Here is a 12810-nt window from a genome sequence, read left to right on the forward strand (position 1 = left end):
TATGACCACCATCACAAAAATCAACCATTTTGTGATGCATATCACACTTTAAAAAGCTGCATTGCGGCGGGCATGTTAAAAAAAGTAGCGATAAATCCGCAGGTTACGGGCTTATAAATTCCAGTAAATTCTTATAAAATTTTTTGAACAGGAATGAGTGTAAAGGATGAAGCGGCGATCGCTGATACGTCAGCAGGGAGGGTTAACACGCTGCGCCTGGCACGGAATGCGGGCAGCGCGGTATCTTCAAAACGTAATGCGGCATGCCGGGCAGGTATAGCCCTGCCCGGCAAAGCGGAATCAGCCAACAATGGCGCGGACAAAAGCTTCAATCTCTTTGTCCTGGCAGTTCTCGAAGAAGCACTGCTGGAAGCGCTGGCCCGAAACGGCGGTTTTAACCAGCTCGGGATCGATGGCGCGCAGGGTATCGAGATAGTTTTCTTTCACCACCGCCGCTTTCACCTGGTTGAGAATACCGGCGTTGCGCACCTGCGGCTCTTTACGCTCGGGTGGATAGCCTTCGCCATTGCGCCCGGTAAACGCTTTCTCGAAGATAAAGCGCACGTTCAGTTCAGCGCCCCAGCCAAAGCCTTTCGCGAACGGCAGGGAAAGCGCGTTGCCGTTGTTGATTTGCGCGAACAGGAACGCGTCAGCAGGATCGATGCAGTAGCCGCAAATTACGCCCGGATGAATGTTCAGGGACATCAGCGCGCCCTGCCCGGTTCCGCAGCCGGTCACAACAAAATCGACGGCTTTTGAATTGAGCAGAATGCTCGCCATGATGCCAAGGTGAATATAGGTTAGGTGGTGATCGTTTTCATCACTCATACCGACGTTATAGACCGGGAAACCTTTCTCATCGGCAACGGCCTTCAGCTCATTAAGGATGATGGCATTTTTAGCGGCCTGGCTGTTTTCCATCATCAGTGCAATTTTCATCTTGTCTCTCCTGAATGCATGGCGGGCGTTCCCGCTGTGGATAGCTTTTCACCTTAACCTTACTATCAAACAAACACACTTTCAAATTAAGTGAAAACTTGTTTTAAAAAACAAAGATGCGCTCACAGTTTGGCGGGCTGGCCCGGTTCGTTGCGAAGTGTAAGGGGAGATCTTCCGGCTATTCCGCCCATTGCGGCCTGCGGATCGGCTTACAATAGCGTATTTCCCGTCATGCAGAGTTAACTATGAAAAGAGTAATCCTGGCCGCAACGATCCTGATGCTCGCGGGGTGCAGCATTAACCGTCAGGCGGAGATAAGCAGTGTAGACGCCCCGAACGGGATTGTGCGCCTCGACTACGGTCAGGCGCTGCTTCAGAACGCCTGGTCTGACGACTATGTGAATAACGGTACGGCAGCCAAAGCCTGTCAAAACATGGGGTATGCCACCGCGTCCGCCTACGGACAGCCGATAAAAACCTGCACCCTCATCAGCGGCTCGCTCTGTCTGAACGAAAGCGTGACCATTCAGTACAAATGCATGGGATATGCCGTTACCTCCGCTAACCAGAACCCATGGTATTAACGGGTGCTGCCAGCCGCGCTGGCAGCCTATTTAATAAGAACAAAAATAATTCTCATTAATTAATATAAAGAGTGGCAATGCGTGTTATTCCCATTCGTATTTTTAATAAAGAGATATTTATTTTACTTTTTGCAAATAATTAAATAACAAATTATAGTGTCGCTCATCGTGAACCAGAAATAATAAACCGGAGCTGCACCATGCTAAAAACCGAAATGATTGAAAAGCTTAATGCGCAAATGAACCTTGAGCTTTTTTCATCCCTCCTTTACCAGCAGATGAGCGCCTGGTGCAGCTATCACAGCTTTGAAGGTGCGGCCGCGTTCCTGCGTCGCCATGCCCAGGAAGAGATGACGCACATGCAGCGTCTGTTTGATTATCTTACGGATACCGGCAGCCTGCCGCGCATTGACAACGTGGCATCGCCTTTCGCCGAATACGGCTCTCTGGATGAACTGTTCCGCGCCACCTACGAGCACGAACAGCTGATCACCCAAAAAATTAATGAACTGGCTCATGCGGCGATGACCAGCCAGGATTATCCAACCTTTAATTTCCTTCAGTGGTATGTTGCTGAACAGCACGAAGAAGAGAAACTGTTTAAATCCGTCCTGGATAAATTATCTCTGGCGGGTAAATCCGGTGAAGGTCTGTACTTTATTGATAAAGAGCTGTCGACCCTCGACGCGCAGAATTAATGTTAAAACGGTGCTGACCCGTCAGCACCGTTTTATTTAATGGCGGCATATTTTACTTTCGTGAGTAGAAAAGCCCTCTTCTGCCGGAATAAATTTTCCCCGCGCCGCCAGAAACGCCACCAGCTCCGCCGCTGACATATCCGAAGCCGAACAGGTATGGAACCGCGCATCTTCACCAAAGCGGGCACCTATCGCCGCCACCAGGCTTTGCTCCGTATAGCGTTCACCCGACTCAATCATCATATTAAGCACATCGTGTCCGTGAATTGACATGGTTACCTCTCGCAAATAAAAGGTAGGCTAAACGCTTCCTCAGCCACGCGCCTTGCGCTGGCGCAGGTTCCCCCTTTTCTTTTTGTAAATTAATCATTACACCCTATGTAACGGTGATTTGACGAGATGGGGCTTTTCCCTTACTCTGCGCCGCAGAATAGGTTGCGGTATCGAAGGGTTGTAGAGGAAAGCGTGAAGAACAGAACTCTGGGAAGTATTTTTATCGTCGCCGGAACGACAATTGGCGCAGGAATGTTGGCTATGCCGCTGGCTGCCGCGGGCGTCGGGTTTGGCGTAACCGTACTGCTGCTGGGCGGCCTGTGGGCGCTGATGTGTTACACCGCGCTACTGCTGCTGGAGGTCTATCAGCACGTCCCCGCCGATACTGGCCTGGGCTCGCTGGCGGCACGCTACCTTGGACGCTACGGGCAGTGGATCGCCGGTTTTAGCATGATGTTCCTGATGTACGCGCTGACTGCCGCCTATATTAGCGGCGCCGGAGAGCTGATTGCGTCAAGCATCAATGACGGCTTCGGGACATCGATTTCGCCGGAGACGGGCGCCATTGCCTTTACGCTGACTGGCGGCGGCGTGGTTTGCGCCGGAACGTCGCTGGTCGATCTCTTTAACCGCTTTTTGTTCAGCGCCAAAATCCTCTTCCTGGCTGCGATGCTGGTGCTGCTGGCGCCGCACGTCCACAAGATCAACCTGCTCGCCATGCCGCTGGAAAAAGGCCTGGCGCTTTCGGCGATCCCGGTCATTTTCACCTCGTTCGGTTTTCACGGCAGCGTACCGAGCATCGTCAGCTATATGAACGGCGATATCCGCAAGCTGCGCCGCGTGTTTATCATCGGCAGCGCCATACCGCTGATTGCGTACCTTTTCTGGCAGCTGGTGACGCTGGGCAGCATTGACTCCACAACCTTTGTTGGCCTGATGGCGGAGCACTCCGGGCTGAACGGTTTCCTGGTTGCCCTGCGCAACGTGGTGGCTTCTACGCACGTAGAGCTGGCGGTGCATCTGTTTGCGGATCTGGCGCTGGCTACCTCCTTCCTCGGGGTGGCGCTCGGCCTGTTTGACTACATGGCGGACCTGCTCCAGCGCCGCAATACCGCTGCCGGCCGTTTACAGACGGGAGCAATGACCTTCCTGCCGCCGCTGGCCTTCGCGCTTTTTTACCCACGCGGCTTTGTGATGGCGCTGGGATATGCCGGCGTGGCGTTATCGGTTCTGGCCCTGCTCCTGCCTTCCCTGCTGGCCTGGAAAAGCCGCCAGCAGCATCCGCAGCAAGGGTATCGCGTGGCGGGAGGTAAGCCGCTGCTGTGCCTGGTGTTTAGCTGCGGAGTAGCGATTATTCTGGTGCAGATATTGATTGCAGCGGGGATGCTGCCGGAAGTGGGATAAGAATAAGGGGCTATTATTAGCCCCTTTTTATCAGTGCAGACAGCAGCTTTTGAACTTCTTCCCGCTGCCGCACGGGCACGGATCGTTACGACCCACCTTTGCCCCGTTCACGATCGGTTGCTTCGCTTCCGGCTGCTGCGGGTTAGCCACCCAGTAGTTATACAAACGCAGCGCCGCAGGCTGGATGCTCTCAATGCTGGCCATGAACTCCTCTTCGGTCAGCGCATCCAGCTTCTCGCTGTTCTCTTCCGTACCGTGCAGCGCAATCACGGCCAGATCGGCCTGTAGCGATTCCGGCAGGGATGACCAGTCCGTCAGCGCCACGCCGCGCATATAGCCATAGCACCACTCTTCCACCACGGTATAACTCTGGCCGTCAACGTCGTTATAGCCAAACAGCGGCTCAAACTGGTCCGGGTATTCGCTCAGACGCTCGGCAATATCGTTCATATGCTTAAAGCAAAGATCGATAAAGCGGTTCATCTCGCGGTCGTTTTTCCAGCGCGGAATAAACTTCTCACCGCCCCAGACCGCCACCAGCCAGGTGTCGGGCTCCACCACAACGGGACCGGAAAGTACTGCGGTAAGCATGCCGTCCAGTTCGGAAACGTCAATCACGGATGCATCGTCGTGACCGTAAGACATTAATGTCTCTTCCAGCCACGCCATCTCGCTTTCATTTAATGGGCCTTCAGCCATTGCTGATACTCCTGATAAAAAAAACGATCCTGACATATATCGCCGCGCGTGCCTATCTGAAGTTTAGGTCTTTATTGCTGCATAAACGTGCAATTCGTGACCCTTGCACAACTTATGGGCTTTGTTGTTAAGGAGATGTGATCTCCGCTGTAATTTCACCTCATCCCGCAAAGGCGCATAAAACGGCACTCTATACTCAACATGCTGTGACCCGGTCAAGGGATTAACCATTCTGGCAACCTTTTTGCTTAATGTTCTGCGCGCTTCGCGGTGCGTAGGATCCTCGCCGTATTAAGCAGGAGATTGCTTCTAACGTGCATTTTGTTCTCGCTCTTGTTTTTGGATTAACGATGCCATCAGGCGTTCGGGTTTATACCTGGTGCAAAAACCTCTTTGCTAAGGAACATAATAATGTCGCTTAAATTTACCAAAACGTCCCTTTCCCTTGTGCTGGCTGGCTGCCTGGTGACGGCCTTTTCCGCGCGGGCAGATATTGTGATTGGCGTGGCCGGGCCGTTCACCGGCCCGAACGCAACCTATGGCGATCAGTACTGGCACGGCGCCACGCAGGCGGCGGAAGACATTAACGCCGCAGGCGGGATCAACGGTGAGAAAATCAGGCTGGTTCAGGGCGATGACGCCTGCGAGCCTAAACAGGCGGTCGCCGTTGCCAACCGCCTGGTCGATCAGGACAAGGTCAACGCGGTGGTCGGCCACTTCTGCTCCTCGTCGACCATGCCCGCCTCCGAGGTGTATAGCGATGCAGGAATATTATCCATCACTCCCGGCTCGACTAACCCGCTGATTACCGAGCGCGGCATGAGCGATATGTTCCGCATGTGCGGCCGTGACGACCAGCAGGGCCAGGTCGCCAGCGATTTTATTATTGATAAGCTGAACGCTAAACGGGTGGTCATTATCCACGATAAAGACACCTATGGTCAGGGGCTGGCGGACGCCACCAAAGCGGCGCTGGCGAAACGCGGCGTCAAGGATGTGATGTACGAAGGGCTATCGCGCGGGGAAAAAGACTTTAACGCGCTGGTGACCAAAATTGGCGCGCAGAAACCGGACGTGGTGTTCTTCGGCGGCTGCCACCCGGAAGCGGGCCCGCTGGTTCGCCAGATGCGTGAACAGGGCGTACAGGCGAAGTTCTTCTCCGGTGACTGCATCGTCAACGAGGAGATGGTGACCGCCGCCGGCGGTGCGCAATATACCAACGGCATCTATATGACCTTCGGCAAAGATCCCCGCCAGATCCCGGACGGGAAGGCCGTTATCGAGAAATTCCGCGCCGGTAAATTTGAACCTGAAGGCTATACGCTCTACGCCTACGCTTCGGTGCAGGCTATCGCGGCGGCGTTTAAGGCCACCAAAGGTACGGATTCTGCGAAAGCCAGCGAGTGGCTGAAGGCCAATTCCGTCGACACGGTTATGGGTAAAAAAGCCTGGGACAGCAAAGGCGATCTCAGGGTGTCTGACTATGTGGTGTACCAGTGGGACGACAAAGGCAAATATAAAGAAGTGCCGTAACGGGACGGAATCTGCTCGACGCCGGCGGGGTTGCCCGTCGGCGTAACCCCTCATTCAGGTGCGCAACGATGAGTACTTTCTTCCTTCAGCAGTTAATTAACGGCCTGACGCTGGGTTCGGTCTATGGCCTTATCGCTATCGGCTACACCATGGTGTACGGCATTATCGGCATGATCAATTTCGCCCACGGCGAAGTGTATATGATTTCCGCCTATCTCTCGGCCATTGGCCTTGCCCTGCTGGCGTTTTTTGGACTCCAGTCATTTCCGCTGCTGATCCTCGGGACGCTGGTATTCACCATCGTGGTCACCGGGGTTTACGGCTGGACTATTGAGCGCATCGCCTATAGGCCCCTGCGCAACTCGACCCGCCTGGCTCCGCTGATCTCGGCCATCGGGATGTCGCTGATCCTGCAAAACTACGTCCAGCTCAGCCAGGGCCCGAGGCAGCAGGGCGTACCTACCATGCTGGACGGCGTTCTGCGCTTCCACCTGGGCGAAGGGTTTGTCCAGATAACCTATACCAAGGTCTTTATCCTCATTGCCTCGTTCGCGGGCATGCTGGTCCTGACCTGGATTATCAGCCGTACCCGCCTGGGGCGGATGTGCCGCGCGGTGCAGCAGGATCGCAAAATGGCCTCTATCCTGGGCATCAACACCGACAGGATTATTTCGCTGGTGTTTGTTATTGGCGCCGCCATGGCCGGGCTGGCGGGCGTGCTGATCACCATGAATTACGGCACCTTCGATTTTTACGTCGGGTTCGTCATCGGCATTAAGGCATTCACGGCGGCGGTGCTTGGCGGCATCGGCTCGTTACCTGGCGCGATGCTCGGCGGGCTGATCCTGGGGATCGCCGAAGCGCAATTTTCCGGGCTGGTGAACTCGGACTACAAGGACGTGTTCTCGTTTGGCCTGCTGGTCCTGATTCTGATCTTCCGTCCTCAGGGGCTGCTGGGCCGCCCCGTCGTGGCTAAAGTATAAGGAACAACGCGATGACATCTGACGGATTTTCCCTGAAGCGCTGCATTCTGGACGCGATTTTTTCCGGAACGATCGCGCTGATTATTTTCGGCCCGATTGCGGGCGTGATACTGGATGGCTATAGCTTTACCTTTGACGGCCAACGTCTGGCGTGGATGACGGGCACCGTGATGCTGGGACGCTTTTTGCTCAGCGCTTTTTCCGGTACGGCTGCCGGAAGACGACTACAGGCACGGTTTGAATCTGACAGCGCGGGGGTGTACGTCCGGCCGCCGGAGTACAAGAGCCGCATGCGCTGGATCCTGCCGCTGATCGTCACGCTGGCGATTTGCTTCCCGTTTGTTGCCACCAAGTACGTCCTGACGGTCGCCATTCTCGGGCTGATCTACGTCCTGCTCGGCCTTGGGCTGAACATTGTTGTCGGGCTGGCGGGGCTGCTGGATCTGGGCTACGTTGCCTTTTACGCCATTGGGGCCTACGGCCTGGCGCTTGGGTATCAGTATCTTGGCTTAGGGTTCTGGAGCATGCTGCCGCTGGCGGCGCTGATGGCCGCGGGCGCGGGCGCCCTGCTCGGCTTTCCGGTGCTGCGCATGCACGGGGATTACCTGGCCATCGTCACGCTCGGGTTTGGCGAGATTATCCGCCTGGTGCTGAACAACTGGCTGACCTTCACCGGCGGGCCTAACGGCGTTTCAGCCCCGGCCCCGACCTTTTTGGGCCTGGAGTTTGGTCGACGCGCTAAGGAAGGCGGCGTGCCCTTCCACGAGTTCTTCGGCCTGACCTATAACCCCAACATGAAGTTTATCTTCATCTATGCGGTGCTGTTTCTGGTGGTCGTGCTGGTGCTGTACATTAAGCACCGGCTGACGCGAATGCCGGTTGGCCGGGCGTGGGAGGCGCTCCGTGAAGATGAAATTGCCTGCCGCTCAATGGGGCTTAATCACGTCCTGGTGAAGCTTTCGGCGTTTACCCTCGGCGCATCGACGGCGGGTATCGCCGGCGTATTTTTTGCCACCTACCAGGGTTTTGTGAACCCCACCTCCTTCACCTTTTTCGAATCGGCTCTGATTCTCGCAATCGTGGTTCTGGGCGGTATGGGCTCTACCGTGGGCGTCGTTCTGGCAGCCTTCGTGCTTACCGTCACGCCGGAGCTGCTGCGCAGCTTTGCGGAATACCGCGTGCTGCTGTTCGGCATGCTGATGGTGGTCATGATGATCTGGCGTCCTCGCGGCCTGATCCGCATCAACCGCAGCGGATTTGCCGTGCGTAAGGGAGTCGCACCATGAACGCAACAATTTTGCGCGTAGAGCATCTGATGATGCATTTCGGTGGCATCAGGGCCCTAAACGACGTCAACCTTGAGGTGCAGCGCGGGTCGATTACCGCCCTGATTGGACCTAACGGCGCGGGAAAAACGACCGTCTTTAACTGCCTGACCGGTTTCTACCGCGCTTCCGGTGGCAACATAATATTCAATGCGCGTGATAAAACCACCAACGTCATCCAGGTGCTTGGCCAGAAGTTCCAGCCCGGCGACTGGCTCAACCCGACGCAGCTCGGCCAGCGACTGTTCTATAAAATGTTCGGCGGCACGCATCTGGTGAACCGCGCGGGCCTTGCCCGCACCTTTCAGAACATCCGCCTGTTTCGCGAGATGTCGGTAGTGGAAAACCTGCTGGTGGCGCAGCATATGCGCGTCAACCGCAGCCTGCTTGCGGGGGTGCTGAATACTCCGGCATATCGTCGGGCGGAAAGCGATGCGCTGGACCGGGCGTTTTACTGGCTGGAGGCGGTGGATCTGGTGGACTGCGCGAACCGGCTTGCCGGTGAAATGTCCTACGGCCAGCAGCGGCGCCTCGAAATCGCCCGCGCCATGTGTACCGGCCCGGAGATGATTTGTCTCGATGAACCCGCCGCCGGGCTGAACCCGGTTGAGACGCACAAGCTGAGCGAGATCGTTCGCTTCCTGCGCGACCACCACGGCATTACGGTGCTGCTGATTGAGCATGACATGGGGATGGTGATGGAGATTTCGGATGACATCATCGTGCTCGATCACGGCGACGTTATTGCCAGAGGTACGCCAGACGCGATCCAGCACAATGACAGCGTCATTGCCGCCTATTTGGGTACCGACGAAAGCGAGGTCAGCCCGTGAGCGAACCGATGCTTCAGTTTCACAATGTGGACGTTTTCTATGGCGCGATCCAGGCGCTCAGGCAGGTCTCGCTTGAGGTTAACGAAGGAGAGACCGTGGCCTTGATTGGCGCTAACGGTGCGGGGAAATCGACCCTGCTGATGTCTGTCTTTGGCCAGCCCCGCATTCGCAGCGGGCAGATCGTCTTCTGCGGCGAGGATATCAGCCACAAATCCACCCACTACGTCGCTACCGGCGGCATTGCTCAGGCGCCTGAGGGGCGACGCGTTTTCCCCGATATGTCTGTGGAAGAGAATTTGCTGATGGGGACGATTCCCATCGGCAGCCAGCATGCAGCGGCAGATATGCAGAGCATGTTTGACCTGTTTCCCCGCCTCAAAGAGCGGCGCAACCAGCGGGCGATGACGCTCTCCGGGGGAGAACAGCAGATGCTGGCTATCGCCCGCGCGCTGATGAGCCGCCCCAAACTTCTGCTGCTGGATGAACCCAGCCTCGGCCTCGCGCCTATCGTGGTTAAACAGATTTTCCAGACGCTGCGCGAGCTGGCCCGTAACGGGATGACGATTTTTCTCGTGGAGCAGAACGCGCACCATGCCCTGAAGTTGTCCGACCGCGGCTATGTGATGGTTAACGGGCAGATCCGCTTAAGCGGCAGCGGCGAGGCGCTGCTGAACGACCCGGAGGTAAGGAAAGCCTATCTTGGAGGGGCGTGAGGCGCAGAGGCCAGCGTGAGTAAAACTCACAGTGATTTCCATTATTAATCGTTTTTCTGAAGCGACCGCATTCAAATATCATCATCACGACCCGCCGTTGCGCGGGTCGATAAACATTCAGCCGCGCGCTGAATAATAATGATAAGAGGATCCGGGGCAAACATGACACTTGATGCGTTATTTCAGTTAATGAAGTTCGACTTACCGCCTGACGCCCGTTCAGCCGTTGATTTACAGGATTTTATGGCCATGCTTATGGCGACGAAACCTCACTCTGAGGCCCTGTCACCGTTTTCGCAGCGCGTGTATATGCTTTGTGCCGCCCATCGCGATCCTAAACAGGCGGCTGCGCTGCTTTCGGCCTCTCTGCCTGAAGCGGGAAAGCCCCTTCCCCTGCTCGACTTCTCTGGCTGGCCACAGGTGCGTTACGCCGCTTCCGGCGAACTACAGACGCCCGAGTCCGAAGACTATTTTCACAGGGTTTCGTCTGCCGCCACGATTTTACGCGCGGCAATCCTCGACGCCGGGCAGCAGGAAAACACCCCTGCTTTTGATATTCTGGATAAGGTGCTCAGCCTGAACGGCGCTTTGCCGGAACGTTATAAAAAGATGGCGAACATTACTTACTCATAACGGCACTATTAAACCCGGCCTTCATCGTATTCCAGACAAACGATATCCAGAGCCGGGACGACCGGGGCGTGGTTTTGCAGCCAGGCCAGAAGATGCTGGATGCTGTCTCTTTTGAGCGAATTTTTTGGCCAGACGAGGTAGTAGCCATCTCCCGTCGCGATAGCTTCCCTGAAGGGCAGGCCGAGCAGGCCGCTTTTCAGGGCGTCGAGCGTAAGGCGCAGGTCGGCAATCGCGATACCGTGACCGTTCATGGCGGCAATACTTCCCTGTTCCAGGGTATCAAACACCATGCCGCTGCTCATATCGAGCCCCGGGTACAGCCCCGTTCTTCGCAGCCAGCGCCTCCAGTCCCTTCTGTCCGGTGAGGGATGGATCAAATCGCATTGCGCAAGCCGCTGCCGGGCCGGTTCGATAAGCGAGGGGGTGCAAACCGGGATAAGCCATTCACTAAAAAGCAGCTGGCTTTCCGCCGTCTCACCGAAATGGCCGTTACCGAGCAGGATGGCGCAGTCGTATGGCTCAAGGTTGAAATCAACGGTATCAATGTCCATCCAGACGCTGGCAATCTCAACCTGTGGTTTTGCATGACTGTTCCGAAAGGATCGCAGCACGTCGAGAAGCCATCTCATGGTCAGGGTGCTGGGCGCCTTTAGCCGCAGCAGATGATTTTCACTGCGAAATGCCCGGCAGGCCCACTCAATGCTCGTGAAGCTCTCGTTCAGCTGCCCGGCCAGCACACGCCCGGCCTCGGTGACCTCCACCCGGGGGCCCTGTCTTTTAAAAAGCTCGCAGTCGAACCACAGTTCAAGGGTGCGGACGTGTCTGCTGACCGCGCCCGGCGTAATATTGAGCGTTTCAGCGGCTTTGCTGAAGGAGTTCAGTCGCGCAGCAACTTCAAACGCACGCAGCGCATACAGTGGCGGTAAAGACATAGCGGCCCTTAAAATGAGGTGATGGCATCGGGAATCGGGTCGCAGGCCTGAACATCTACAGACCGTAAAAGGCGCCCGTCTTAAGATAGCATAATGCGTATCTGTTTAATTACGCTGCAAAAGGATCGCTAAAGCCAGAGAGGGAGGATGCTGAGTAGCGGAATGACAGGCACAAAAAAACCACCTTTCGGTGGTTTCACGACACTGCTTATTGCTTTGATTATTCTTTGTTTCCCATGGTAGCCGGAGTGGGACTTGAACCCACACAGCGCGAACGCCGAGGGATTTTAAATCCCTTGTGTCTACCGATTCCACCATCCGGCCAGGGAAGAAAGTGGAGGCGCGTTCCGGAGTCGAACCGGACTAGACGGATTTGCAATCCGCTACATAACCGCTTTGCTAACGCGCCTTAAATCTGATGTCTTTCGACCTACACCCGCAAATGCCGATGTATTTAAACTGGAGCGGGAAACGAGACTCGAACTCGCGACCCCGACCTTGGCAAGGTCGTGCTCTACCAACTGAGCTATTCCCGCATGTCATCAAGAGTTATCTAACCGCTTGATTTCATTATCGTCCGGCTGACTGTGCCGCCGTTCGATGCGTTGCATTCTACTGATATGTCGTTTTGAGTCAACGATATTTTTTGCATCTCAGGATCGTTTGCTGAAAATTAAGGCGAAACGATCACTGTTCAAGCAAATCTCCGCGCGCGGCGTTCAAATATTGCAGCATTGACCACAGCGTCAGCACCGCCGCGACCCACAGCAGGCCGATACCTGCCCACTCAACCCAGGCATTCGGACGCCACAGCATCCACACCAGCGCCGCCATCTGTGCGGTGGTTTTGACTTTACCGATCCAGGACACCGCCACGCTGCTGCGTTTACCCAGCTCCGCCATCCACTCGCGCAGGGCTGAGATAATAATCTCACGGCCAATCATGGTCGCCGCAGGCAGCGTAACCCACCAGGTATGATAATGTTCCGCCACCAGCACCATCGCGATTGCCACCATCACCTTATCCGCGACCGGATCGAGGAACGCGCCGAATCGGGTACTCTGATTCCAGCGACGCGCCAGATAGCCGTCGAACCAGTCCGTTACGGCGGCGATCAGGAAAATCAGCGCACAGGCAAACGGTGCCCACATCACCGGCAGATAAAATGCCAGTACAAAGAACGGAATGAGCACAACGCGAAAAAGAGTGAGCAACGTAGGGATATTAAATCGCATGATGACGGTAACTGTCTGTTGTCAG

14 protein-coding genes and 3 tRNA genes are annotated in these 12810 nt (G+C 55.7%); 9 read left to right on the forward strand and 8 right to left on the reverse strand.

What is annotated here, in order from left to right; all coding sequences use genetic code 11:
* Positions 1 to 300: 300 nt before the first annotated feature.
* A complete protein-coding gene (locus tag OWK27_RS09845; protein ID WP_148418112.1) occupies positions 301 to 939 on the reverse strand; it encodes an RpiB/LacA/LacB family sugar-phosphate isomerase in 639 nt (212 codons plus the stop codon).
* A gap of 245 nt (positions 940 to 1184) precedes the next feature.
* Between OWK27_RS09845 and yecR the strand changes: the two genes are divergently transcribed.
* Both yecR and ftnA read left to right on the forward strand, forming a co-directional pair.
* Positions 1185 to 1523: a YecR family lipoprotein gene (gene yecR / locus OWK27_RS09850; RefSeq protein ID WP_193354666.1), complete on the forward strand. Its 339-nt coding sequence runs from the start codon at positions 1185 to 1187 to the stop codon at positions 1521 to 1523.
* A gap of 200 nt (positions 1524 to 1723) precedes the next feature.
* On the forward strand, positions 1724 to 2221 hold the full coding sequence (gene ftnA / locus OWK27_RS09855) for a non-heme ferritin (protein WP_148418114.1): 498 nt from the start codon (positions 1724 to 1726) through the stop codon (positions 2219 to 2221).
* 36 nt (positions 2222 to 2257) lie between these two features.
* Here ftnA and OWK27_RS09860 read toward each other — a convergent pair whose 3' ends face one another.
* On the reverse strand, positions 2258 to 2494 hold the full coding sequence (locus tag OWK27_RS09860; RefSeq protein ID WP_242172289.1) for a YecH family metal-binding protein: 237 nt from the start codon (positions 2492 to 2494) through the stop codon (positions 2258 to 2260).
* Between the two features lie 192 nt (positions 2495 to 2686).
* On the opposite strand from OWK27_RS09860, the gene tyrP reads away from it, so the two are divergent.
* Complete coding sequence (gene tyrP, locus OWK27_RS09865) at positions 2687 to 3898, forward strand: tyrosine transporter TyrP (RefSeq protein WP_148418116.1); 1212 nt, start codon at positions 2687 to 2689, stop codon at positions 3896 to 3898.
* A gap of 30 nt (positions 3899 to 3928) precedes the next feature.
* On the opposite strand, the gene OWK27_RS09870 is transcribed toward tyrP, so the two are convergent.
* A complete protein-coding gene (locus OWK27_RS09870; RefSeq protein WP_267590312.1) occupies positions 3929 to 4597 on the reverse strand; it encodes a YecA family protein in 669 nt (222 codons plus the stop codon).
* Positions 4598 to 5008: 411 nt separating this feature from the next.
* On the opposite strand from OWK27_RS09870, the gene OWK27_RS09875 reads away from it, so the two are divergent.
* The 6 genes from OWK27_RS09875 to OWK27_RS09900 all read left to right on the forward strand — a co-directional run bounded on the left by OWK27_RS09875 (position 5009) and on the right by OWK27_RS09900 (position 10617).
* On the forward strand, positions 5009 to 6130 hold the full coding sequence (locus OWK27_RS09875) for a branched-chain amino acid ABC transporter substrate-binding protein (protein ID WP_148418118.1): 1122 nt from the start codon (positions 5009 to 5011) through the stop codon (positions 6128 to 6130).
* A 68-nt stretch (positions 6131 to 6198) separates the two neighbouring features.
* Positions 6199 to 7113 (forward strand): ABC transporter permease subunit, encoded by a 915-nt coding sequence (locus OWK27_RS09880; RefSeq protein ID WP_148418119.1) that lies wholly within the window; start codon positions 6199 to 6201, stop codon positions 7111 to 7113.
* Positions 7114 to 7124: 11 nt separating this feature from the next.
* Positions 7125 to 8399 (forward strand): high-affinity branched-chain amino acid ABC transporter permease LivM, encoded by a 1275-nt coding sequence (gene livM, locus OWK27_RS09885; protein WP_267590313.1) that lies wholly within the window; start codon positions 7125 to 7127, stop codon positions 8397 to 8399.
* A complete protein-coding gene (locus OWK27_RS09890) occupies positions 8396 to 9271 on the forward strand; it encodes an ABC transporter ATP-binding protein (RefSeq protein WP_148418121.1) in 876 nt (291 codons plus the stop codon). The genes livM and OWK27_RS09890 overlap by 4 nt, the downstream gene beginning before the upstream one ends.
* Positions 9268 to 9984 (forward strand): ABC transporter ATP-binding protein, encoded by a 717-nt coding sequence (locus tag OWK27_RS09895; protein ID WP_267590314.1) that lies wholly within the window; start codon positions 9268 to 9270, stop codon positions 9982 to 9984. Before OWK27_RS09890 ends, OWK27_RS09895 begins: the two co-directional genes overlap by 4 nt.
* Before the next feature lie 162 nt (positions 9985 to 10146).
* A complete protein-coding gene (locus OWK27_RS09900) occupies positions 10147 to 10617 on the forward strand; it encodes a hypothetical protein (protein ID WP_252003944.1) in 471 nt (156 codons plus the stop codon).
* A gap of 8 nt (positions 10618 to 10625) precedes the next feature.
* Here OWK27_RS09900 and OWK27_RS09905 read toward each other — a convergent pair whose 3' ends face one another.
* The 5 genes from OWK27_RS09905 to pgsA form a co-directional block, all read right to left on the reverse strand.
* The gene (locus OWK27_RS09905) at positions 10626 to 11549 is read right to left on the reverse strand and encodes a LysR substrate-binding domain-containing protein (RefSeq protein WP_193354671.1); all 924 of its coding nucleotides are present in this window, start codon (positions 11547 to 11549) and stop codon (positions 10626 to 10628) included.
* A gap of 237 nt (positions 11550 to 11786) precedes the next feature.
* Positions 11787 to 11873 (reverse strand) — tRNA-Leu (locus tag OWK27_RS09910).
* Between the two features lie 11 nt (positions 11874 to 11884).
* A tRNA-Cys gene (locus OWK27_RS09915) sits at positions 11885 to 11958 on the reverse strand.
* 51 nt (positions 11959 to 12009) lie between these two features.
* Positions 12010 to 12085: transfer RNA gene (locus tag OWK27_RS09920), tRNA-Gly, on the reverse strand.
* Positions 12086 to 12236: 151 nt separating this feature from the next.
* The gene (gene pgsA / locus OWK27_RS09925) at positions 12237 to 12785 is read right to left on the reverse strand and encodes a CDP-diacylglycerol--glycerol-3-phosphate 3-phosphatidyltransferase (protein WP_252003946.1); all 549 of its coding nucleotides are present in this window, start codon (positions 12783 to 12785) and stop codon (positions 12237 to 12239) included.
* Positions 12786 to 12810: the final 25 nt, after the last annotated feature.

It is taken from the genome of Enterobacter cloacae complex sp. 2022EL-00788, from assembly GCF_026627565.1.
GTDB classification, from domain to species: Bacteria; Pseudomonadota; Gammaproteobacteria; order Enterobacterales; family Enterobacteriaceae; genus Enterobacter; species Enterobacter pasteurii.